We start from the raw sequence: 22,804 nt of genomic DNA, 5'->3' as shown, positions 1-22,804 counted from the left end.
CATGTCGCAAGCCCACAACCCTTATGGCGACGGAAAAGCCGTGGGGCGGATTCTTCAAACTGTTTTATCCATGCAAGAAAGCACAAAGGGAAAATAAAAATGGCACGTCTCAGTCAAAAAATCGTCGTCATGGGTCTGGGCTACATCGGCCTGCCCACCGCCTCCATGCTCGCCACCAAAGGCCACCAGGTGCTGGGCGTGGATGTGAATGAAAGTGCTGTGGCCACCATTAACAGTGGCCGCATCCACATCATCGAGCCCGACCTCGACATCTTGGTGCGCTCTGCCGTCAACAGCGGCAACCTCAAGGCATCCACCACACCGGAAGAGGGCGACACCTTCATCATTGCCGTGCCCACCCCGTTCAAAGAGGTCGACGGCAACCCCAAAGCCCCAGACCTGAGCTATGTTGAGTCTGCCACCCGCGCCATCGTGCCCTACCTGCGCGAGGGCAACCTGGTCATCCTTGAATCCACCTCACCCGTGGGCACCACCGAATTCATCTACAAAACCATTGTGGAAGTCCGCCCTGAACTGGCCGGCAAAATCAACTGCGCCCACTGCCCGGAGCGTGTGTTGCCGGGCCATATATTGCGTGAATTGGTGGACAACGATCGCATAGTGGGTGGCCTTAACAAAGCCGCCAACGAACAAGCCAAAGAACTCTACAAAAGCTTTTGCAACGGCGCCATATTGCTCACCGACAGCAAAACCGCCGAACTCTCCAAGCTGGTAGAAAACTCGTTTCGCGATGTCAACATCGCCTTTGCCAATGAACTGTCTGTCATCTGTGACCACCTGGGCATCAACGTTTGGGAAACCATTGCCCTGGCCAACCGCCATCCTCGTGTGAACATCCTGCAACCCGGCCCCGGTGTGGGTGGCCACTGTATTGCCGTAGACCCCTGGTTTATTGTCTCCAGCGCGCCAGAGCAAGCCAAACTTATCAAAACCGCCCGTGAAGTCAACGACGCCAAACCCCATTGGGTCATTGACAAAGTCAAGGCCAAGGCCGTCCGCTTCAAAGAGCCTGTCATTGGCTGCCTGGGCATCACCTTCAAGGCCAATATCGACGACATGCGCGAATCCCCCTCGCTTGACATCGTCAAAGACCTCATCAAACAAAACGTGGGCAAGATTTTGGTGTGCGATCCCAATGTGCAGCCAAGCAAGGTCAGCTTTCCATTGGTTGACCTGAAGCAGCTGCTTAAAGAGGCCGACATTTTGCTGCTGCTGGTGGACCACACCGAGTTCAAGGAGATCGATCTGGACACCATCAGGGACAAGGTGGTGATTGATACCCGGGGCGTGCTGCGCTGAGCTGAGTTGACCTGAGCCATGCGCATTCTTCACGTTCTGGACCACTCCATTCCGCTGCACAGCGGTTACACCTTTCGCACCGCCTCGCTGTTGCGTGAGCAGCGAGCGCTGGGCTGGGAAACTTTTCACATCACGTCGCCCAAACAAGGACCAGTAGCTACGCCTGAGGAAGACGTAGATGGCTTGCACTTTTACCGCACCCCGGCGGGCACCGGCCCCTTTGCTGACCTGCCCGTGGGACGTGAAGTCGCCCTAATGAAAGCGCTGGGCCAGCGGCTGGATCAAGTAGCCCGCCAGGTCAAGCCTGACATCATCCATGCCCACTCGCCTGTGCTTAACGCGCTGCCAGCCCTCAAGGTGGGCCGCCAGCTGGGCATACCCGTGGTGTATGAAATACGCGCCTTCTGGGAAGACGCTGCGGTAGACCACGGCACCACCAATCAGGGCAGCCTGCGTTATCGCGCCACCCGTGGACTGGAAACACGTGCAATTCAACGCGCTGACCACGTCTTTACCATTTGTGAAGGGCTGCGTGCCGACATCGTGGCGCGTGGTGTGGCCAGCTGCAAAGTCACCGTCATCCCCAACGCCGTCAACGTCGAGGCGTTCAACCTGGCCAGCCCGCCAGACCCGGCACTGCAAGCCAAATTGGGCCTGCAAGGCTGCACTGTCATTGGTTTTGTCGGGTCTTTTTACGCCTATGAAGGGCTTGACCTGCTCATGGACGCCTTGCCTGCCCTGCTAAAAGCCCGTCCAGACATCAAAGTCTTGCTGGTGGGCGGCGGCTCGCAAGAAGCCAACTTGCGCCAGCAGGCGCAGCAGCTTGGCGTGGCCGACAAGGTGGTCTTCTCGGGCCGTGTGCCGCACCAGGACGTGAGTAAGTACTACGACCTCATCCACGTGCTGGCCTACCCGCGCCACCCCATGCGTCTCACTGAGCTGGTCACCCCCCTGAAGCCGCTGGAGGCCATGGCACAGGGCCAGCTGTTTGTGGCGTCAGATGTGGGTGGCCACAAGGAGCTGATTGAGCACAACAAAACCGGCGTGCTGTTCAAGGCTGGCAGTGCTGATGCTTTGGCGCAAGCCCTGCTGGGCCTGCTTAACAACCCTGCGTTGTGGCCCGTGCTCAAAACCAATGGCCGTGAATTTGTGGAAAACGTGCGCAACTGGAAAAACAGCGTGGCCAACTACGTGGGGCCGTATGAGCAGCTTACTGCTACCCGGCGAGAGTAGTGAAAGCGAAAAAATACACATTCATTTGGATCAACGGCCGATACCCATGCCAACACTGCTTGCAATCTGGCTTTTTTGTGTTGCCTTTTCCGCCGCTGCCGCAGTCTTGCATGTGGGTGCACACGAGCAGATCAAAACCATAGCTGAGGCCGCACGCCTGGCCAAGGACGGCGATGTGGTGCTGATTGCATCTGGCAACTATGTGGGTGATGTTGCCGTGTGGACGCAAAGACACCTGACCATTCAAGGTCTTAACCCGCGCCCAGTGCTCCATGCCGCAGGTCAAAGCGCCGAGGGCAAAGCCATCTGGGTGATCCGCAACGGCGACTTCAACATCTCAAACATTGAATTTCGCGGTGCCCGGGTGGCCGACGGCAACGGTGCAGGCATTCGCTTTGAGCAGGGCAAGCTTCACCTGACCAATTGCGTGTTTGTTGACAACCAAATGGGCATCCTGACCGGCAACCAGCCAGATACAGAACTGGCTATTGAACGCAGCCTGTTTGCACAAGCACCAAGGCAAAAGTCACCTTTACCCCACCTGCTTTACGCTGGCCGCATTGCACGCCTGAGCGTGGTGGGCAGCCGCTTTCATGACGGGTATTTTGGCCATTTACTCAAAAGCCGCGCCCGCACCAGTGACATCCGCTACAACTGGCTGGTGGATGGCGACAGCGGCAGCGCATCGTATGAGGCAGATTTTCCGAACGGTGGCGCCGTCACGCTGGTTGGCAACGTGCTGGGCCAAAGCAAAACAACCGAAAACCACACCCTGCTGGCCTATGGCGCTGAAGGCGGTGTGTGGCCACAAAACCGGCTGCAACTGGTACACAACACCTTTTATAACGCGGCTGTACTGCCTGCCCGGTTCTTGCACGTGTTTGCCGACAAACTGCCACGGCCGCCAACGCTGATGACCAGCAACAACTTGCTGGTGGGTGCCGGTGTTTTTACCATGAACTTGCCGGGAGACCACCAAGAAAACCACTTTGCACCTGCGTCCAGACTGGGTAACCTGGCACCAATGGACTTTACTTTGCGTCCTGATACCTGGCTGCGTGAAAGCGGCAAGCTTGATCAATAAACCAACCCGCCACGCCATATACTCATCTTAGAGTTGTGCCAGCGTTGCGCTGGCAGTCCTTATCACAAGTTTCACACCCTGACTAATTCGATCCTGGACCCTTTTCCCAACGATTGAGAGTTTTCATGATGGTCATCCACACCCAAGAAAAAGTAAAACCCTCACTGTCTCCCCGGCAAAGACGTAGGGATTACCATATTTATTTATTTTTTCGGGTTCGATTTGCGGTAGAGATATATTTTCGATACCTTAACCTAAATTGAGGGGGGTAGATTGAAATTCACGCGATTAATTCAAAATGGATTGCAAGCAATTGGTTATGATATTTTGTCTTTGGCCTACAGCCAAGAATATGTTTATGATAGACATTTAAAAAAAGTACTCAAGCAACTTCAGATTTCTACTGTACTTGATATTGGTGCAAATATTGGTGGGTACGGCCGATTGTTGCGCTCCATCGGCTTTCGTGGGCTTATACACTCTTTTGAGCCATGTTCTGCGCCATTTGTCGAATTGAATAAGGCTGCTGCTGGAGACTCTGATTGGGTGCTTCACCAGATCGGCATTGGCAACCAAATAGGCCCAACGGAAATCAACATCATGGCAGGGAGCGAGTTGAGCTCATTGTTGCAACCAAGGGAGACTAGTTCGAGAATGTCAGTAGTAGGTACTGAAACCATTCATCTGCAAACTCTTGATTCTCTAGATTTGCCCATTGATTGGTCCAAGACATTCGTTAAGGTTGATACCCAGGGGTACGACAGTGCAGTGATAGAAGGCGGATTGAATCGGTTGAAGCAGGTGCCTTTGCTACAAACTGAAGTTTCTTTCTTGCCTATTTACCAGAGCATGCCCAGTTTTTCTGAATTCTTAGCGCTGTTGACCGCGAATGGGTTTGACCTGCTCGGTATGTATCCAGTATCGAGGGACGCTGCTGGGCGGGTCAGAGAGTTCGACTGTCTTTGCTTGAACAGGGAATGGCGGTCAGCAAAAAATTGAGGTTCTCAGGAGTTTGGAGGACACTAAATAGCCACGTTTTCATCAATAATAATTCAGCCAGATCCTCACTGCTGACGAATGTAAACAGTGCTTGTAAAACACAATTCGGTAACTACGCTCGAAGCACACCTAGGCCTGAGAAGTTAATGTGAAAAACAAGTTAAACGGAGTTGAATGATGGAACAGCAAACTGAAACGAATCCCGCCTCGAAGTTTTCGGGTTGGGATTTAGCACGTGGTAACGGACGAGGCGGTACTGGCGATTGGGGTGCATTTGATGGCAACATGGAACGCATTCAGATCGCGGCCGATGGGTGGAAAAAACAGACTCAGGGTGCAAGCAAGCTTTGGCTTTGTTGGTGCGTCAATGATCGTTGGTGTCAATTGCAGCAAAGAACCGTCGCGGAACTAGGCTTCACCCCAGTTGTAGGTTGGGACCCAGCTTGCACGATTGACAGGCCCACTATCTTGCCAGGTTCAATTGGGATTGATTTCAACGCAGGCTTGGGCTACACAGCGATGTGGCCGCACTTTCCTATGGAATTCACTTTCCTCTGGGCAGATAAGGTCGCTTTTTGGCATTCAGATTTACTTGTCAGAATGTCTAAACTGGAAAAAATTGGATTAATATTTGATAAATTAAAACAAGGTGAGATGGCTGCGGTCAAAAGTACAGGCGGCTTGAAAAATATTTTCAAATTTAAGCAGCACCGATATTGGGAATTAATTGGCTGTACAACCAAAGAAGCCAGCCAGTTGCAATATGATAATGGTTGTGGCTGGTGGAGGCCTTTTCGACTACATCCAAACACACCTGAAGATGAGAAAGTTTTCCGTGAAGAGCACAATTGGGATCACGGAGCTGGCATCATGTACTGGAAGCGATATTTCCATGGCAAAGTAATTGATATAAATGAACGCTATGTCAGCGAGGGACATTATTCAATAACTTCAGTTAAAAATTATAAAAAGGCAGATAGCAAGTCAGACGAGATTGACATTAACTTTGACTTGAATGCGTGTGCATCAAAGCTAGGGTTGAGTCGCTTTGTTTATTAACAGTACAGTTTTTATTGTTTTACGGTTTGATCAGCTCCGCACTCGCGCTTCTGGCAACAAGTTCCACGCCCAGCGCATTCAAATGCCCGTCATACGGCCCAACATCCAGCCGCAGCGGTGATTGCGCAAGATGCGTGGCGAAGATCGGTTCGGTATCAACCACCAGAGCTCCCACCCCCCTAGCCAAGTTAATAAAGCGCTGCCGGGCCGGGTCTGGCTTCAGTTGTCCTGTGTACATAGCGACACGGTCACTGTCCAACACCACCACCAGCTTTCCCTGCACATGTGGTTTTATGCGTTCAAAAAACGTTGTCACAACCGTGTCTATTTCATGCTTGGCACTGTCTGTCAAAACTGCTGTATCGGCCGGCACTGCGACTGGCTGCGCAGTAGCGTGTGGTGCCTGCAGCCATTTCGGTTTCAATTGATCCAACAACGCTTGCGGTGTTACCCGGAGTTGGCTGGCTAAATACTGTGCCAGAGCTGAATGGCGCAGCCACCGTTTTGCTGTGCCAGGCGGCGGCAGCGTTGCAATGCGCGGCGCAAGTGTTTTGGGGTCAAGGCACGGTCCATGAACGTTGCCCGAGCCACACAGCGACTGCTTTACATCGCCGCGCTCCATCAAAACCACAAAATCACGTACGCCCAGCTTCTCATGCGCGTAACGAATGCGCTCGGCATAGTCCAGCAAAGCCGTGCCTGGCGCCCCCATTGCATACACCGGGCGCGTGCCCAGCATCTGCGCGAGTTGCGCACCTGGCCGGTCAGCGGCCGGCAACATGGATGCCTCTACAAAGCTGTCACCAATCAACGCCACCGCGCGTTCGTCGCGAACAAAATCCCGGTCAGCGGGATAGCCCAGGTTATTCGCCCGCAGCGTTTGGGCATTGCGCAAATCCCACCCAGTTGACGCAACCCAGCGGTGCCTGGACGGGTAGGTCAGGATCAGCGGGTCGGTGTAATAACCCGTCTCGGTGGAGGTTGACACGGGCAGCAGCCGGCACAGCAGCTCCAGCGCTAACACCAGGCTCACCACACCAGCCGACCATAAGCTTAGAGTACGGACCATGCTAAAAATTGAAGTAAATAAAAGCGCTGACTGATTTGCGTGTGGCATTCACCACCAGCAACACCGCCACAGCGGCCAAAGCAACGCCCAAAACAAACGGCCTGACGGCGGGCCGGTCATGATTGACCTTAAGCAACTGGTTGCCAATATTGTTGCTGCCCGGCGCAACAAAAGCCAAGACTGCCAAAACGCCACACCACCACATCCCAGTCTGCAGATTCAACCCCGCATTCCAAAGATAAATGTGCTCTGGTGTGGTCAGAGTCAGGTTGGCCATACTCTGCAGCATCCTGAGCGCGCCCGGCAATGTTTCGGCCCTGAACACTACCCAGGCCACCACCACGGCCAGCATCGTCAGCAGCCACGCCGCCAACGTAAACAGCCGATTTGTCGCTAGCTGCTTGAGTAGACGCTCGCCACACAGCGCCCTGAAGGCATGGTTTACACCCAGATACAGCCCGTGCAAAAACCCCCAAACAATAAACGACCAGCTTGCCCCGTGCCACAGCCCACCCAGTACCATGGTGGCCATCAGGTTCACATACCGTCGTACAACGCCATGCCGGTTGCCACCCAGCGCAATATAAAGGTAGTCACGCAAAAATTGCGACAGCGTCATATGCCAGCGTCGCCAAAAATCACTGATGTTGGTCGCCTTGTAGGGTGAGTTGAAGTTAAACGGTAGCCGCACGTTAAACATCCACGACAAGCCGATGGCCATGTCCGAATAACCCGAAAAGTCAAAGTACAGCTGAAACGTGTAAGCCAGCGCGCCCAGCCAGGCCTCTTGCATATCTGGCACCAGGCCAGCATCTGCCGCCTGAAAGATCGGGTCCGCATACGGGCTAATGCCATCTGCCAGCACAATTTTCTTGAATAGCCCCAACGCAAAAATACACAACCCGGCGATCAAATTGCCAGCATCAAACCGGTAGGTATCTGCCTGCCTGAACTGCGGCATCATTTGCGAATGGTGCAACACTGGCCCTGCAATCAGGTGCGGAAAGTAGGTGACAAACAAGCCGTAATGCACCGGGTTGTGCTCTCTGACACCCTTTTGCCAGGTGTCTACCAGATAAGCAATTTGGGTGAAGGTAAAGAACGAGATGCCAATGGGCAAAATGACTTTGCCAATGCTCCAACTTTCACCCAGCACGGTATTGAGGTTGTCTATAAAGAAGTTGGCGTATTTGAAATAGCTCAACAAAACCAGGTTGGCCACAACGCCCAGCACCAGCCAGCCCTTTTTGCGCGCCAGCTGCCCACGCAACACAGCATCTGCCGCCAATGCAATCTTGGCACCAATCAGATAGTTGCCAGTGATGGATGCCAGCAGCAGCAGCGTGAACTCTGGCATCCAGTAACCATAAAAGAACACCGATGCGGCAAACAGCCAAAACGCAGCTGCCTTGTTGCTGAACCGCGCTACCACAAAAAAGCCTGCCCACACAATGGGCAAGAAGTAGCAGATGAACGTGACGGTTGTGAAGAGCATTCTTATTTATATATCAAATAGTGCGCTAGCCCTTACCTTTAAAGCGCTAGCAGCTATGAAATTAAGAGTGAATTGTGAGTTGAATTTTGGACACATTACATGGCCGCTTGCGCACGAGACCAACGACTGCGTAGCCAAGCGGTCAGCGTTGGCGTTTGCTGCATAAATGGGTGTTCAATATACCGAAACACAAAAAAGCACACTGTAATAAGAATTGGCGTTAAACCGCAGATCACCATCCAATGCTGCGCAGCGCTTAACGCTCTTGCGGCTGGCAGCCCTAGAACAAAGTTAAATAACAAAAATAAGCTTATACCTTGCAGTAAATATATGCCATAAGCCAGTTCACCCAGGGTCCGAGACGCAGAACCGATTAGCACACCAAACAGGCTGTTACCTGCTGCAACCAACACAAAAAATACGGTCAGCAATACCAACGGTGCGAGTTCATATGCTGTTGGAAAAAATAACACTGCCGCGAGACATCCAATAGCGACCAGCGATAAAAACCTATTCTTCGCAAGGCGACAGAATACTTCAGAGCGCACAATAAGTGCTGCAAAAATTCCACTCAAAAAAGACAAATAATGAAAATTAACGAGCCATACTTCAAAATACCAAAGAAATATTACACTCAATCCAATGTAAATAATTGGTGGACGCAAACCTATAATAATTGCAATCAAAGGTAGTGAGAAATAAAACTTCCATTCGTACGGCAATGACCAAGTCACGCCAGCAACTATAATCCAAGTATTTTTAATGCCATTTAAGTCTGGTGCACCAAATATTGTAAAACTTAACCACGCGACGATATTTCTTAATAATTTTGGCGATGTTTCAATTAAAACACCATTTGATAGAATAACCACGACAAAAAAAAGTAAAATTATTACTATGAAATATAGTGGCGTTAATCTCAAAAGTCTTGATACGAAAAGTTGCAACCAATCTATAGGACGTGTTCTACCATTAAGTAGCTTACCAAAAAATAAAAAGCCAGTGATCATGAAAAACAACGCGACTGAACTTTGCCCAAAATGCGTATACAAAAAAGACGGCGGTATAACCCATTTACCCGTATGTAAATAAAAATACCAAACGCTTGAATGAGCTAAAAATACAAAAAAAGCAAGATAACCCCGTAACCCGTCAATACAAACGAAACGCCCTTGAATTGGCGGCGCACCGAATATCCTAGTTAAAGCAAGCGAAGTGGCAACAGCAACAATAAGTGCAACAATCGCAGGCATTAAACCAACCGGATCAACAATCATTATTGTTATCAACTCCTTCTGAAGAACAAATCAACATGTATGTCCATGAAATTCATGGTCCAAGTTGTGACCACTGTAAGCGATGGTAGTTGCAATCTTAATAGTCTTCCCTCATCGACTTAGCGTTTGGTGCAAGCGTGGGGTTGAAACAACAACATACACTGTTCATTCTTTGAATGAGGAGGAGGCGGCCGCACTTACACCGAAAGTTCATATTTTTAGCTTATATTGCACATTCAAATTTCCCGAAGGGTGCGAAAAGTGAACAATCTTCAAGGCACGGCACCAGCCCCAATCACTGTAGCAGTGTTGTTGCCCTGTTACAACGAAGGTTTATCCATTCGCAAGGTTGTAGAGGACTTCCGACGGATGCTCCCCGAAGCAAAAATCTACGTTTACGATAACCGCTCGACCGACAACACGACGCAAGAGGCCCGCGCTGCCGGTGCGCAGGACCGCACAGAAAATTGGCCTGGCAAGGGAAACGTAGTCAGGCGTATGTTTTTGATGATCGACATCGGGGTCAAGTTGATGGTAAAAGGCAATTTTTCGGGGTTGGTTTTTTATATGACCCGTTGGCTTAGGATTGTGCCAGCGCTGGCTACAGGGCTTCATTGATACTCAACGGCTATGAAAACAACCTACGAATCAAATTCACCACCACAGTCACAAGAACTGGGTCTCCCGCCAGCACATTTAATTGCCATATCTGAAAAGATGTATTTCCCAACACTTGACGGACTTCGTTTCTTCGCGTTTTTGTTGGTGTTTGTTCATCACTTGCCTCGATCAACAGAGCCAATTCTTGCTCTATTGCATGACCAAGGTTGGGTAGGTGTACATGTCTTCTTATTTCTAAGCGCCTACCTCTTGACTGCGATTCTGCGGGCCGAACAACATGCAAATGGAACGATTTCGATCAGAAATTTCTACATCCGACGCGGGCTTCGTATTTGGCCCCTGTATTTCATATTTTGTGTTGGTGCCTTCGTCCTGCAATACTATCGCCAACCTCAACTGCCGACGGAGTGGTTCCGTTTAGGCGGATTAATGATGTTCCTTGACAACATCATCACCGGACTCCGTGGGTACAACCCGATTTCACATACTGCCCATTTGTGGACGATCTCGCTTGAAGAGCAGTTTTACCTCGTTCTCCCATTGCTTTTAGTTGGGCTGATTACTATCCCAACGCGTTTGTTGAGCGGACTTTTTGCGTTGTGGGTCCTGTTCGTTGGAGTACGCATTTTCGCCGTTCTGTTCCAAGCACCTCACCCGATGATTTGGACATCCGTATTTAGCGCGGATTCGCTTCTCCTTGGAACCGCATTGGGTGTGAAGCGGCCAAGTCCCCCCTCGCCGGTCTTCGCGCGGATCATGATCGTAATCGTTGGCATAGTTGCACTATTTTCAGGAGCTTTGATGCCACCAATCGACGAGATCGGGACTCATCAGGTCATCGTCTACTCGCTCATCGCTGTTGGCGCTGCGGCATTGACGACCGCAGCTTTACACGAGCCATTTCTCGGTTTTCTGAAGGAACGCCCGTTGCGATACCTTGGGAAAATTTCTTATGGACTTTATGTGTTTCATTTGCTAGGGATAGCTATTGGAAGTAGCGTGGCGACTCAAATCGAGTCAGAGTCATATTGGGTCAGTGCATTGGCCGCTTTCGCTGCGACGACTTTTCTTTCAGTACTTTCCTACGAGCTTTTCGAACGTCAGTTTCTAAAGCTCAAACATCGTTTTGAAACGGTACATTCTCGACCAATTTGATCTATAAGCTTAAAATAGCAGAAATATATCTGGAGTTTTAAATGGCAAATAAGGCAACGTTATCCTTACTTCCGAACGTGCGACTTCGTCTGCAAGATATTGTCGATCGTGGCACAAACTGGCGTGAGTTTGAACGCAATGCCATTAAGTTTTTGAATTTAATAGACTTTATTCCATATCACTCCATCATGAAGTCCGAGAATAAAAATCCTGGCCAGCCCTGATATGGGAGCTGTCTTTTTTGCGCAGTGAATTCGTGGTTTGGAAAAAATATTCCGTCGGTTAATGAACTTTTCAATTCATGCCTTGCTTTGATAAGCAAATAAAAAAATTACCTTATATATGTTAATAAATGATTTGTCTCGGCGATTGCTTAATTCCAGACCATTTCTCGATGACGCCATTCGGCGCGTAATGGATCGCTCATGGTTCGTGCTTGGGCCCGAAGTCGTTGCCTTTGAGAAAGCATTTGCGGCATATATCGGGGCACCGCACTGTGTTGGCCTTGCAAATGGCACAGATGCTATCGAACTGGCCTTGAAGGCCTTTGGTGTTGGGCAGGCGGATCTGGTTGCAACGGTCGCTAATGCAGGGATGTACACAACCACCGCATTGTTGGCGATAGGTGCAGAACCATTGTTTTTGGATGTCAATGTTGAGTCAAGAAATGTGACATTGAGTGAGGTCCAGCGGGCTTTGGACACTGGTGTGAAAGCTATTGTCGTAACTCATCTTTACGGCCTAGCAGTGCCTGAGATCACAGAGATCGCAACCCTCTGTCGTGCGCGGAACGTAAAGCTACTCGAAGACTGTGCGCAATCTCATGGTGCAAGGTTGGATGGTCATCGTGTCGGCACTTTTGGTGATGCGGCCAGCTTTAGTTTTTACCCAACTAAGAATCTTGGGGCACTTGGGGATGGTGGCGCTGTGGTTACTAATGATGTCGAAGTTGCTGAATGTGTGAAGCGACTCCGGCAATATGGCTGGTCGGATAAATATCAGGTTGAAATAGCCGGTGCGCGCAATAGCAGGTTAGATGAAATACAAGCAGCAGTCCTTTCTGAATTTTTGCCTGATCTTGATGCGGCCAATGTGCGGCGGAGATCGATTGCAACACGCTACAGCGCATCTATCTCGCATTCCAGCATAAAGGTGTCACCTACCTATGGTGAGGAGTTCGTCGCTCATCTTTATACATTACGGGCTGCAAACAGGGATTCGTTGAGACAACATCTTAAAACTTGTGATATCGCCACAGACGTTCATTACCCGATACCAGATTATCTGCAACCAGCATTTGGCAGTCGCTATGCTCATGTGCAATTGCCCAATACAGAACAGCTATGTCATGAGATTTTGACGCTTCCGTGTTTTCCGGAAATGACAGATGTTGAGGTGGCGCACGTTATTGCGAAGGTGAACGCGTGGTGATAGGTCTCTCTATCGTGATACCGGTGTATCGCAATGCTGAATCTATCCCTCATCTCTTGGCGGCGTTGGCCACAGTTGCGTTGCGCGTGCGTGCCGAGCGGCAGATCGCAGTCGAGGTAGTCTTCGTGGTTGACGGTAGTCCTGACGAGAGCCACGCACTACTGGCGCATGCGTTGCCAGGCGCGCCCTTCACCTCCCAATTGCTCATGCATTCGCGCAACTTTGGGTCTTTCGCTGCGATCCGCAGCGGCCTACAGACAGCCACCGGCAAGTTTTTTGCAGTTATCGCTGCAGATCTGCAAGAGCCACCAGAACTCACAGTGGAGTTCCTCGACCGTTTAATTACAGGGCAATATGATGTAGTGGTCGGCTGTCGCGAGAATCGACAGGATCCGCTTAGTACGCGACTTGCATCCGATATGTTTTGGCGGTTATATAAGCGCTTTGTAATCCAAGATATCCCCGAGAAGGGGGTCGATGTCTTCGGTTGTAACCGTGCTTTCCGCGACCGTCTTCTGACACTTGGCGAGTCGAATTCATCGCTGGTCGGTCAGATTTTTTGGCTGGGTTTTCGACGTTCAGAGGTTGCGTATCAGCGGCGCGAGCGCGAGCACGGCAAAAGCGCATGGACATTGAAGAAGAAAGTGACCTACCTGCTTGATAGCGTATTCTCGTTTACTGACCTTCCAATCCGAGTGCTTTCGGTGTTCGGCCTGTTCGGTGTGCTGATGTCGGTGGTGGTGGGCTGCATCGTGCTGGTTGCCAAGATTTTTGGAGGCATAGCAGTACCCGGTTATGCGGCAACGTTATTGACCGTTGTGTTTTTTGGTGCGCTTAACTCGCTTGGGCTTGGCATCATCGGCAACTATGCCTGGCGGGCATTCGAGAATACCAAGGGTCGTCCGCTTGCCGTTGTGATGGACTTGCAACAATACGATGGAAAGGTTTGTCATGACTAATTTCTTCGTGCATAAAAAGGCGCTTTGCGAATCAACGAACGTTGGCAAAGGCACGCGCATATGGGCGTTCGCACATGTTCTGCCTGGCGCGGTGATCGGGTGTGACTGCAATCTCTGCGATGGTGTTTTTATTGAAAACGACGTGGTGGTAGGCGATCGGGTAACCATCAAGTGCGGTGTACAGCTTTGGGATGGCTTGCAAGTGGAAGATGATGTATTCATCGGACCTAACGTAACGTTTTCCAATGACCGCTTTCCGCGCAGTAAGGCGTACCCCGAAAAATACGAACGAACCATCGTGCGCAAGGGCGCATCTATTGGCGCCAATGCCACCCTGCTACCCGGCATTGAGATTGGCAGCGATGCAATGGTCGGTGCAGGCGCTGTGGTGACGCGCACGGTACCGCCCAACGCCATTGCTGTGGGCAACCCAGCGCGAATAGTCGGCTATGTGGGCTCGGACGCTCCGGTCGCAACTGCACCAGCGTTGGTGGCTGGGGTGACCACATCGCATGTTAATGGCGTGACCTTGCACGAACTGCCCCATGTGCGAGATATGCGCGGTAGTTTGTCTGTGGGCGAGTTTGATCGGTCTATCCCGTTCGCGGCAAAGCGCTATTTTTTAGTTTTTGACGTTCCTAGCCGTGAAGTGCGCGGGGAGCATGCGCACCACACTTGCCACCAGTTTCTGATCTGCGTTCGCGGTAGCTGCGCGGTTGTGGCCGACGACGGTACCCATCGGTGTGAATTCATACTCGATCGCCCGAACCTTGGCATCTATCTACCGCCTATGACTTGGGGTACGCAGTACAAATATTCGGCGGACGCCGTGTTATTGGTGTTTGCTTCAGACTTTTACAACGCAGCAGACTACATTCGCGACTATGGTGTATTCAAAATGCTTAGTTTAAAGGCGCGCTAATGAAAAGTGAGTTCATTCGTTTTTTGTTGGTTGGGACCGCCAATACGATCCTTGGATGGGCACTGTTTGTGGCATTAGCACAATTTACCCCCTATCCCGTGGCTTATACATTGGCCTATGCAACTGGGGTTGTGATCTCTTACTTCTTGAGCGTCCGCTTCGTATTTCGCAGGCGTAGTTCGCTTGTCACCTTCCTTAAGTTTCCTTTTGTTTATATGCTGCAATACATGATAGGGCTATTGCTAATGTGGATACTGATAGGAAAAATGAATATCTCGCCGGAATTCGCTATGGCAGCGGTAATCGTTTTAACCGTTCCGATTACTTTCTTAACGAGCAGAAAAATTTTCAAGACATCACCTAGAAATGGAACCGGAATTTCGGACAGATGATTAAGTGGAACACTGTCTAAAAAAGCTGGTATTCAACAGCGGTTGTTACGCGTGATGGTCCACCGCTGACAGGTCTAGCTTAGTCTTTCTTGGCCAGGAGGATACCGCCTTGTTCGATGGGCTAGAGACCAAGGGCATTCACTCGACTCTTTGTGATGAATTATTAATCTAAAAAATGGGAATGCAATGACATCTGTACCGACAAATCGCAAAGAAAGGCTAATAATTGCAACTACTGCCGGTTGCTTAGTAACAGTTATTTGGTTTTTGATGACATGGCGATATGGTTTGGATTTGGCTGATGAAGGCTTCTACTGGTATGGGGCCCAGAGGGTACTGCGCGGTGAAGTACCAATGCGCGACTTTATGGCTTACGACATTGGTCGGTACTACTGGGCCGCAGTAATCATGTGGCTTGTTGGGGATGATGGCATATGGGGTGCACGCCTAAGTGCTGTAATATTTCAAGCTATCGGCATAGTCGTTGGCGTCTATGCATGCCTTTCAGTCAGTAAAAAAGTAGGATTTGCGCTTTGGGCATTTGCGCTATTAATAGGATGCATTTTAACTGTGTGGGTTTTTCCTTATTACAAAGTTTATGATCATACTGTAAGTGTTATCCTAGTGGCCTGTATTTTTTCGATGTTAAAACGACGCATACCACATGTATGGTTTTTAGGTGGTATTTGTATCGGACTTGCTGCAGTCATAGGAAGAAATCATGGTGTATATGGCGGATTCTCGGTTTTACTTATTGTTGCCCATATTTCAATTTTTGAGAAATCAATAAAAGAAACCGTAAAACTGATTGGTTTTTTTTGCATAGGTATTTTTATAGGTTTTTTACCAAATATTTGGATGATGTTGGCAATTGATGGTTTTTTTATAGCATTTTTAAATAGTATTCGTTTGCTTTTTGAGTATGCCGCCACAAATATTGCCTTACCTATACCTTGGCCTTGGATGGTACATTTAGATGGGGTTGGTGTAATTACAAGCGCTACACTAATAACAACGGGTGGGTTTTTCTTATTATTGATAATATTTCCTATTGTCTTGGTGCTAAGTCTATTAAATAGATATGTGGTAACTGGTGATGATATGCGGTTAATGTTGATTTCTATCATTGTCACATCTGTACCATATGCGCATTACACATTCTCTCGGGCTGATACTGTGCATCTCGGTCTCGGTATATTGCCAGTCATAATGGGTTTGTTAATTATTGCAGGATATCTTAAAGGGCCCCGAGCATTTTTATTAGGATTTTTACTACTAGTTTTTTCAATAATAGCAGCACTTGATTCGCAACCTTATTTCACTTTTTCATTGTTGAAAAAGCCTTATATTATAACGGAGATTACTGGGGATTATGTCTATATAAGGCCCAAAATTTCAACTAAGTTAGACTTGGCAAGTGATGTTATAGAAAACAAAATGAAAAAAAATGAGAGTTTCTTGGCGGTGCCCGATATGCCTAGTCTACACGCCATTTACCGTCAGAAAATGCCACTCTGGGAGATATATTCCTTGATTAATAGGAGTTCAAAGTTTGAGCTGGATGAAATTAATAGATTAAATAATAATAAGCCGGATTATATATTTCTTTCAAATCATCCGCTTGATAGCAATGTTAATTTTCAGTATAGTAAAATTCATCCGTTGATTTATGAATGGATTAATTTAAACTATATCTCATCTTCGAGTGGTACTCTTGTATTTGATCCTTATTTTTATAACTACACTTTAAAATAAAAGAGATTAATCTTTGTATAAGGCAGGGTATGTATGAGGTTAGGGAAACTCTGCATAACTCCTCGCAAATTATGCTTATAGACCCGTCATTTGCTATAAAATACGTAGCATAAAACAAGCCACTTTGAATCTCAACCTGAACGTCAAGAAGACCCGCAAGCAAGTGTTCCTGGAGCAGATGGAGCAAGTGGTGCCGTGGGCTGATCTGGTTGAGCTAATTGCCCCGTATTACCCCGAAGGTAAAACTGGGCGCCCCCCGTTTTCATTGCAAACCATGCTGCGCACCCACTTCATGCAGCATTGGTTCACCCTGTCAGACCCGGGCATGGAAGAGGCCTTCTTTGACACCCCGCTGTACCGTGAGTTTGCCCAGCTTGAAGAATTTGCCCGCCTGCCAGACGAGAGCACCATCCTGAGGTTTCGCCATCGCCTGGAAAAACACAAGCTCTCAGAGCAAATCCTGGCTGCGGTCAACAACCTGCTTACTCAGCGCGGCTTGCTCCTGAAGACAGGCACCGTGGTCTATGCCACCCTGATAGCGGCACCTACCTCCACCAAGAACAAAGACAAAGCCCGCGATCCAGAAATGCACTCCAGCCAGAAGGGCAACCAGTGGTACTTTGGCATGAAAGCCCACATTGGCGCAGATGCTGATTCAGGACTGGTGCACACCGTACGCGGCACCTCCGGCAACGTGCATGACGTCGTTGAAGGCAGCAGCCTGCTGCACGGTGAAGAGACTCTGGCTTATGGTGATGCTGGCTACCAAGGCATTGACAAAAGAGCCGATGCGGACAAGGCGGTGTCCTGGCAAATTGCCATGCGTCCAGGCAAACGCAAAGCGCTCAACAAGGATGACCCGGCTGATGCTCTGATCGACAAGGCAGAGAAGCTCAAAGCTGGCATTCGCGCCAAAGTAGAACATCCGTTTCGGGTGATCAAGCGTCAATTCGGCTTTGTCAAGGTTCGCTACCGGGGCTTGAAGAAGAACACAGCCCGACTCTTCACCTTGTTTGCGCTGTCCAACTTGTGGATGGTGCGCGGCAAATTGATGGGCGCGAAAGCATGAGTGCGCCCGAAAACCGGGCGATGACCCTGAGCGGGGCCGAAAAGGCCCAAAGCAGCCGCCAAAACTCAGGAATTCTTGGAGATTTCTTGTGAAATCTCACGATTTGAAAAACAACGGCCACATAACTCACTTGACGGTGAGTTAATCAGACCTTCCTTAGGCTGTGACAATATCAGAGCAAATAGCCGCGTCAAGACAAGAGAAGTGTCTGTTGCTGAGCGTGCCCATCTCGCAAACTCTAAATTGTGCACCGCCAAGCAAGCAAGAGGGGAAGCTGGATTGGCAAAATGGATGGCCTAAACTGACACGTCGCCGAGCACATCTGGACCAAGAGTGTGGTCGAAACAACAACATGCACTATTCCGCTATCAATACAGAAGAGGCGGCAACTGGTGTAAACCGTAAGTTCATCTTTTTCACTTATAGTGGAAAACTGAATGTCATAAAGGGAGCGAAGAGTGAACGATCTATCAACAACTAAAACAACACATATGAATGTAGCAGTGCTTTTGCCCTGTTACAACGAAGGTTTATCCATTCGCAAGGTTGTAGAGGACTTCCGACGGATGCTCCCCGAAGCAAAAATCTATGTTTACGACAACCGCTCTACAGACAACACGTCGCAAGAGGCGCGTGCAGCCGGCGCGCTGGTCCGTGCAGAAAATTGGCCTGGCAAGGGAAATGTCGTTAGGCGCATGTTTTCAGACATTGATGCCGATGTGTACGTGATGGCCGATGGGGATGGCACCTACGACTCAACAGCATCACCACAAATGGTGAAAAAGCTCATTGAAGAGCATCTAGATATGGTTGTTGGGACGCGACGTGACGTGTATGAGAATGCACACCGTATGGGGCATGGGTTTGGCAACCGCCTTTTTAATGGCATGTATCGGAACTTGTTTGGTCCTTTGTTTACTGATATTTTTTCAGGCTACCGAATATTTTCTAGACGATTTGTAAAAAGTTTCCCTGCAATATCAAGTGGATTTGAAATTGAAACTGAAATGTCGGTGCATGCCAGCCAGCTGCGTATGCCCATTGCAGAACTTCCCACCGACTATGGTGCACGCCAAGAAGGCTCTGTCAGCAAGCTGCGAACATTTCGTGACGCATTCAGGATCATGTTTACTTTTTTGATTTTATTTAAGGAGATCAGGCCGGCCCGCTTTTTTGGTGTGCTTGCAATTTTTCTTTTGATAACCGCTACTGTTCTGGCTTTACCACTTTTATTTACATATATTGAGACAGGTCTTGTTCCAAGATTTCCAACAGCCATCTTGGCAACTGGTATTACATTGGTTGCAGTTGTCTTCATGGTAAGTGGATTAATTTTAGATAGTGTGGCACGTGGTCGGCTTGAGCAAAAGCGCATGTGGTATATGACAAATTCTTAATTTCAATAAAATAGCTATTTCTTGGTAATGTTTTTCCGTTTCCTTATAGTGGGTGGTTTGGGTTTTTTGATAGATGCAGGCCTTACTTATTTTTTGGTTTATTCCGGCGTCAATCCTTGGTTGGCGCGTATTCCTTCTATTGCGTGTGCAATGGTATTTACCTGGCTGATAAATCGGCAATTTACTTACAACGTGAAAACTTTGCGAAGCTCTGATGAGGCCTTGCGATACATATTAGTGGCAATGGTGATGGCACTTATTAATTATTTAATTTATTTATGGCTAATAAGCATCAATATAACGCCTGTCATCTCAATAATAATTGCAACCGCATTTCAGACGTTTATCAGTTTCCATGCTTACCGTCGATTTGCGTTTAAACTGCCTGTTAATTAATATCCCTTCCTGCTTTTTCGATATTAACTAGCTAGGCATATTAAGCAAGGGCAATAATGAGGCGGCAAACAGTTGCGGTTTTTTTTGTATGCATGGCAGTCATCCTCGGGTCTGGTTGCCTCGCAGTGTTTCTTGGGCAAGATGCAAACTGGGACACCCGCAACTACCATGTTTATAACCCCTATGCGTTGTTAGCAGGGCGGCTCGATCTTGATTTAGCGCCAGCACAACTTCAGTCCTACTTCAGTCCACTGATTGATCTGCCTGTCTATTGGCTTAATCTGCACTTACCGCCTTGGTTTGTTGGATTCCTACTCGGCAGTTTTCATGGCTTTAACGCGGTTTTAGTATTCTTGATTGCGCGCACAGTTTTTGTAGCTGGTGGTAACCCTGCTATGTTTGGTCCAATGCTGCTAGCAGTGCTGGGTTGTTTAAACGCCAGTTTTATCGCCCAACTTGGTACCTCGGCTGGTGACAGCAGTAGTTCACCGCTTGTATTGTCAGGACTCTATTTGCTTTGTCATTGGTGTGTGAAACTGCGTGAACAAAAGGTGATTGTTCAGCCACCTGCGGGTTCGATCGGTTTACTCATGGGTTTGGCAATTGGACTCAAGTTGACAAATGCGCCTTTTGCAGTGGCAATGGCTATCACATTGGCCCTGATCCCAGCGGCGGCTACCGCTGCGCGCCTGCGCAATTTGTTGCTCTACATTGGTGGCGTTCTATTCAGCTTTATGGCCAGCTCGGGGTGGTGGTTTTACGAGGTTTGGGCAAAGTTTGGCAACCCACTGTTCCCGCAATTCAATGGGCATTTTCGATCAGAGTTGGCCACGGCAACATCCGTGATCGATACACGGTGGGGGCCAGTCAATCTTATTGAGACGCTGGCTTGGCCAGTTTGGATGGGGCTGCGCCCTGCGAGGATTCATGATGCGCCGATTTATAACTATCTTTGGGTGGCTACATTTGCAGTGCTGCTCACCTGGCTAGCTGATGGCATCTGGAATCTGTGGCGGCATCGTGCGCGCGCTAGGGGTTCCGTTTTTGTTTGGCTGGCACCAGAAATGATCACAACTTGGTTGTTAATTTTTAGTGGCCTCAGTTATGTTGTCTGGTTAAAGATTTTCAGTATTGGCCGTTACATGACCGCAATAGAGGTGATGTTGCCTCTGTTTGTCTATTTGGGATTCCGCGCTTTTATTGCACACCGAATGGCGCTTGCAATCACATTGCTTGTATCACTTTGGAGTTTGTCGGGCGGGGTCGTACATTCCAATTTTGGACTGCGGGCGGCTTGGAGCGACCAGGCTTACAAAGTAGATCTACCAGCCATGGAGTCACCTTCAACGGCCACCGTTTTGATTGCGGCGGATGGGTCACCCAACAGTTGGCTGTTAAGCCAATTTCCGCCGGCGGTCGCGGTTTACCGTGTCTCTGGCAATTTTCCTCGCACTGCTGCCTATGACAAACTAGTGCGTGCAAAGACAGCTGCGCGTGCTGGCAAGGTTTATGTCATTGCCCAGGCACTGCAAGATTTCAACTCAATGCGGCTGGTGCAACTCAATCACGAATTGGGTTTTTATTCTTTTGCAAGAGAGCCCGTCATATGCGCAGCAATTGGTCGAGCCACAGCTAAGATGAGTCGGTACAAGGCGTTTTCGATTGACACAGATTTGAGCGGCGCATGCCGAGCTCGCTTGATCAATGATGCAGCCACATCTCAGGAGAGCAATGCAGACTATTTGGTGTTGGCAAATCAGGAGTTGATTGCCTTTGGGTACCAACTGGCAACGGAGTCGTGTCGCACTTACTCGGCATTTATTGGCCAAATGGATTTTCCGTATCAGTTTTGCGAGGCCAAAAAAATGAAACTGAATAACGAGTAGTGAAAATGATATATGGCAACTAAATTATGTAAAAATATTGCCTCTAGCCCTTATGCAGCAAGCGCTACTAGCTACAAATATTGAAGTGGTTTATGAAGTGGTGTGGGGTGACCGAAATTGAGACGTTTATAAACTTTATGAAGATGAGTCTGCTACAGCACCTATGAACCGACAACTTTCTGCCTACCTTGACTTGATGCGCGTCGTCTGCGCTGTTGTGGTTGTGTTGAGCCATTTGGGGCATGGCCATCTTGTTGGTGGTTACCTTTGGCCGTTCACTTACTTTGGTAACGAGGCGGTGATGGCGTTTTTTGTGCTCTCGGGTTTTGTCATTGCCTTCGTCACTGACCAGCGCGAGCAGACGCTGGCAGTCTATGCAGCAGCAAGGCTTGCAAGACTTTATTCAGTGATCTTGCCAGCCATGTTGCTCACCGTGGTGTTGGATGCCATCGGGCAGGCCATCAATGCTGAAAGTTATTTGAACGCGCATGCAGCAACAGGTGGTGGCACCGTGTCGGGGTATGTGTTGTCTGCCATCATGCTCAACCAATCCTGGGGTATGGATCAGCACTTTGGAAGCGATGGTGCCTATTGGTCGATACCCTATGAATTTTGGTACTACTTTATTTTTGGTGCCGTCATGTTATTGAATGGCTGGCGGCGCATTGTGTTTGCGGTCGCTGGGGCCGCCATTGCAGGACCAAAAATTTTGATTTTGCTGCCAGTTTGGTTGCTGGGCGTTGCTGCCTATTACCTCCTCAAGCACCGGCAGCTTGGGCGATTTGGGCTGCTGGTGGCCATGGGCAGCCTGGCGCTGCTTGCCTTTATGTTGTGGGCAGACTATTCGTCGCTTGGCAAAGCCAGATTCCTGGGCGTCGTGCCTGATAGCCTGCCCTGGAAGTACCTGACTGGCTTGTGCATTGCGGTTCACATCTACGGGATGTCGCAGGGCGCGCAGTGGCTGGGCAGATTTTTCGCATGGATAGCACGACCCTTATCTTTTTTTTCTGGCTCTACGCTGGCGTTGTATTTATTTCATTTGCCGGTGATTGGTATTATCAACGCCGTTGCAAGCAACACGGGTCGTACCGGTTACATGTCGGCAGCAATGATCATCGCGCCCTTTGTGATAGCACTAACGCTTGGTTACTGGTGTGAGTTGCAAAAGCGGCCAATGCGCGCAGTATTGCTAAAAATTTGGCAAGTGAAGAAAAATCAAGTTTGAATGCGCCAAGGTTAAGAAAAATAATAAATTCAGATAATCGGAAGATAACTCAATGGCACT

The 22,804-nt window shown here is 49.1% G+C and carries 21 protein-coding genes; 18 read left to right on the top strand and 3 right to left on the bottom strand.

Annotated elements, in window-relative coordinates; genetic code table 11:
• The first annotated feature begins 99 nt into the window (after positions 1-99).
• From wecC to PHQ58_RS13875, 5 genes are all read left to right on the top strand, one after another.
• Positions 100-1,320: a UDP-N-acetyl-D-mannosamine dehydrogenase gene (gene wecC, locus PHQ58_RS13895; protein ID WP_300111876.1), complete on the top strand. Its 1,221-nt coding sequence runs from the start codon at positions 100-102 to the stop codon at positions 1,318-1,320.
• 18 nt (positions 1,321-1,338) lie between these two features.
• Positions 1,339-2,553, top strand: a complete 1,215-nt coding sequence (locus PHQ58_RS13890; RefSeq protein WP_300111874.1) for a TIGR04063 family PEP-CTERM/XrtA system glycosyltransferase — start codon at positions 1,339-1,341, stop codon at positions 2,551-2,553.
• A 46-nt stretch (positions 2,554-2,599) separates the two neighbouring features.
• Positions 2,600-3,637, top strand: coding sequence for a hypothetical protein (locus PHQ58_RS13885; RefSeq protein WP_300111872.1), 1,038 nt, complete (start codon positions 2,600-2,602; stop codon positions 3,635-3,637).
• A gap of 273 nt (positions 3,638-3,910) precedes the next feature.
• The gene (locus PHQ58_RS13880) at positions 3,911-4,636 is read left to right on the top strand and encodes an FkbM family methyltransferase (protein ID WP_300111870.1); all 726 of its coding nucleotides are present in this window, start codon (positions 3,911-3,913) and stop codon (positions 4,634-4,636) included.
• 177 nt (positions 4,637-4,813) lie between these two features.
• A complete protein-coding gene (locus PHQ58_RS13875) occupies positions 4,814-5,695 on the top strand; it encodes a hypothetical protein (RefSeq protein WP_300111868.1) in 882 nt (293 codons plus the stop codon).
• Between the two features lie 19 nt (positions 5,696-5,714).
• Here the strand turns inward: PHQ58_RS13875 and PHQ58_RS13870 are convergent, their stop codons facing one another.
• The 3 genes from PHQ58_RS13870 to PHQ58_RS13860 all read right to left on the bottom strand — a co-directional run bounded on the left by PHQ58_RS13870 (position 5,715) and on the right by PHQ58_RS13860 (position 9,536).
• A complete protein-coding gene (locus PHQ58_RS13870) occupies positions 5,715-6,764 on the bottom strand; it encodes a hypothetical protein (RefSeq protein ID WP_300111867.1) in 1,050 nt (349 codons plus the stop codon).
• A 1-nt stretch (position 6,765) separates the two neighbouring features.
• Entirely contained in the window at positions 6,766-8,259 is a 1,494-nt protein-coding gene (locus PHQ58_RS13865) for an MBOAT family protein (RefSeq protein ID WP_300111866.1), read from the bottom strand.
• Positions 8,260-8,354: 95 nt separating this feature from the next.
• Positions 8,355-9,536: an acyltransferase gene (locus PHQ58_RS13860; protein ID WP_300111865.1), complete on the bottom strand. Its 1,182-nt coding sequence runs from the start codon at positions 9,534-9,536 to the stop codon at positions 8,355-8,357.
• A gap of 261 nt (positions 9,537-9,797) precedes the next feature.
• Between PHQ58_RS13860 and PHQ58_RS13855 the strand changes: the two genes are divergently transcribed.
• From PHQ58_RS13855 to PHQ58_RS13795, 13 genes are all read left to right on the top strand, one after another.
• Positions 9,798-10,154, top strand: a complete 357-nt coding sequence (locus tag PHQ58_RS13855; protein ID WP_300111863.1) for a glycosyltransferase — start codon at positions 9,798-9,800, stop codon at positions 10,152-10,154.
• Positions 10,155-10,166: 12 nt separating this feature from the next.
• Complete coding sequence (locus PHQ58_RS13850; protein WP_300111861.1) at positions 10,167-11,312, top strand: acyltransferase; 1,146 nt, start codon at positions 10,167-10,169, stop codon at positions 11,310-11,312.
• Positions 11,313-11,353: 41 nt separating this feature from the next.
• Positions 11,354-11,536 (top strand): hypothetical protein, encoded by a 183-nt coding sequence (locus PHQ58_RS13845; RefSeq protein ID WP_300111858.1) that lies wholly within the window; start codon positions 11,354-11,356, stop codon positions 11,534-11,536.
• A 118-nt stretch (positions 11,537-11,654) separates the two neighbouring features.
• Positions 11,655-12,743 (top strand): DegT/DnrJ/EryC1/StrS aminotransferase family protein, encoded by a 1,089-nt coding sequence (locus tag PHQ58_RS13840; RefSeq protein ID WP_300111856.1) that lies wholly within the window; start codon positions 11,655-11,657, stop codon positions 12,741-12,743.
• Positions 12,737-13,702 (top strand): glycosyltransferase family 2 protein, encoded by a 966-nt coding sequence (locus PHQ58_RS13835; protein WP_367187324.1) that lies wholly within the window; start codon positions 12,737-12,739, stop codon positions 13,700-13,702. The genes PHQ58_RS13840 and PHQ58_RS13835 overlap by 7 nt, the downstream gene beginning before the upstream one ends.
• On the top strand, positions 13,695-14,624 hold the full coding sequence (locus PHQ58_RS13830) for a WxcM-like domain-containing protein (protein WP_300111854.1): 930 nt from the start codon (positions 13,695-13,697) through the stop codon (positions 14,622-14,624). Before PHQ58_RS13835 ends, PHQ58_RS13830 begins: the two co-directional genes overlap by 8 nt.
• Positions 14,624-15,016, top strand: a complete 393-nt coding sequence (locus tag PHQ58_RS13825; protein ID WP_300111853.1) for a GtrA family protein — start codon at positions 14,624-14,626, stop codon at positions 15,014-15,016. The genes PHQ58_RS13830 and PHQ58_RS13825 overlap by 1 nt, the downstream gene beginning before the upstream one ends.
• Before the next feature lie 186 nt (positions 15,017-15,202).
• Entirely contained in the window at positions 15,203-16,771 is a 1,569-nt protein-coding gene (locus tag PHQ58_RS13820) for a hypothetical protein (protein ID WP_300111851.1), read from the top strand.
• A gap of 109 nt (positions 16,772-16,880) precedes the next feature.
• Positions 16,881-17,840 carry an IS5 family transposase gene (locus tag PHQ58_RS13815; RefSeq protein ID WP_300111888.1) on the top strand — a complete coding sequence of 320 codons (960 nt, stop codon included), beginning with the start codon at positions 16,881-16,883 and terminating at the stop codon, positions 17,838-17,840.
• 458 nt (positions 17,841-18,298) lie between these two features.
• Positions 18,299-19,237: a glycosyltransferase gene (locus tag PHQ58_RS13810; protein ID WP_367187323.1), complete on the top strand. Its 939-nt coding sequence runs from the start codon at positions 18,299-18,301 to the stop codon at positions 19,235-19,237.
• Positions 19,238-19,264: 27 nt separating this feature from the next.
• On the top strand, positions 19,265-19,633 hold the full coding sequence (locus PHQ58_RS13805) for a GtrA family protein (RefSeq protein ID WP_300111850.1): 369 nt from the start codon (positions 19,265-19,267) through the stop codon (positions 19,631-19,633).
• A gap of 92 nt (positions 19,634-19,725) precedes the next feature.
• Positions 19,726-21,519 (top strand): hypothetical protein, encoded by a 1,794-nt coding sequence (locus PHQ58_RS13800; protein WP_300111848.1) that lies wholly within the window; start codon positions 19,726-19,728, stop codon positions 21,517-21,519.
• A gap of 163 nt (positions 21,520-21,682) precedes the next feature.
• Positions 21,683-22,744 (top strand): acyltransferase family protein, encoded by a 1,062-nt coding sequence (locus tag PHQ58_RS13795; RefSeq protein WP_300111847.1) that lies wholly within the window; start codon positions 21,683-21,685, stop codon positions 22,742-22,744.
• The last annotated feature ends 60 nt before the right edge of the window (positions 22,745-22,804 follow it).

Source organism: Rhodoferax sp., from assembly GCF_028688795.1.
Lineage (GTDB): Bacteria > Pseudomonadota > Gammaproteobacteria > Burkholderiales > Burkholderiaceae_C > Rhodoferax.
The sequence above is the reverse complement of the archived record's forward strand: the minus strand, read 5'-3'. Positions and strand labels throughout refer to the sequence as shown.

What these genes read in the sequence shown, in the direction of transcription:
- wecC (WP_300111876.1), top strand. Translation starts at nt 100, where the DNA reads ATGGCACGTCTCAGTCAAAAAATCGTCGTCATGGGTCTGGGCTACATC.
- PHQ58_RS13805 (WP_300111850.1), top strand. Translation starts at nt 19,265, where the DNA reads ATGTTTTTCCGTTTCCTTATAGTGGGTGGTTTGGGTTTTTTGATAGAT.
- PHQ58_RS13860 (WP_300111865.1), bottom strand. Translation starts at nt 9,536, where the DNA reads ATGATTGTTGATCCGGTTGGTTTAATGCCTGCGATTGTTGCACTTATT.
- PHQ58_RS13830 (WP_300111854.1), top strand. Translation starts at nt 13,695, where the DNA reads ATGACTAATTTCTTCGTGCATAAAAAGGCGCTTTGCGAATCAACGAAC.
- PHQ58_RS13890 (WP_300111874.1), top strand. Translation starts at nt 1,339, where the DNA reads ATGCGCATTCTTCACGTTCTGGACCACTCCATTCCGCTGCACAGCGGT.
- PHQ58_RS13845 (WP_300111858.1), top strand. Translation starts at nt 11,354, where the DNA reads ATGGCAAATAAGGCAACGTTATCCTTACTTCCGAACGTGCGACTTCGT.
- PHQ58_RS13870 (WP_300111867.1), bottom strand. Translation starts at nt 6,764, where the DNA reads ATGGTCCGTACTCTAAGCTTATGGTCGGCTGGTGTGGTGAGCCTGGTG.
- PHQ58_RS13885 (WP_300111872.1), top strand. Translation starts at nt 2,600, where the DNA reads ATGCCAACACTGCTTGCAATCTGGCTTTTTTGTGTTGCCTTTTCCGCC.
- PHQ58_RS13840 (WP_300111856.1), top strand. Translation starts at nt 11,655, where the DNA reads ATGTTAATAAATGATTTGTCTCGGCGATTGCTTAATTCCAGACCATTT.
- PHQ58_RS13795 (WP_300111847.1), top strand. Translation starts at nt 21,683, where the DNA reads ATGAACCGACAACTTTCTGCCTACCTTGACTTGATGCGCGTCGTCTGC.
- PHQ58_RS13850 (WP_300111861.1), top strand. Translation starts at nt 10,167, where the DNA reads ATGAAAACAACCTACGAATCAAATTCACCACCACAGTCACAAGAACTG.
- PHQ58_RS13820 (WP_300111851.1), top strand. Translation starts at nt 15,203, where the DNA reads ATGACATCTGTACCGACAAATCGCAAAGAAAGGCTAATAATTGCAACT.
- PHQ58_RS13800 (WP_300111848.1), top strand. Translation starts at nt 19,726, where the DNA reads ATGGCAGTCATCCTCGGGTCTGGTTGCCTCGCAGTGTTTCTTGGGCAA.
- PHQ58_RS13865 (WP_300111866.1), bottom strand. Translation starts at nt 8,259, where the DNA reads ATGCTCTTCACAACCGTCACGTTCATCTGCTACTTCTTGCCCATTGTG.
- PHQ58_RS13825 (WP_300111853.1), top strand. Translation starts at nt 14,624, where the DNA reads ATGAAAAGTGAGTTCATTCGTTTTTTGTTGGTTGGGACCGCCAATACG.
- PHQ58_RS13875 (WP_300111868.1), top strand. Translation starts at nt 4,814, where the DNA reads ATGGAACAGCAAACTGAAACGAATCCCGCCTCGAAGTTTTCGGGTTGG.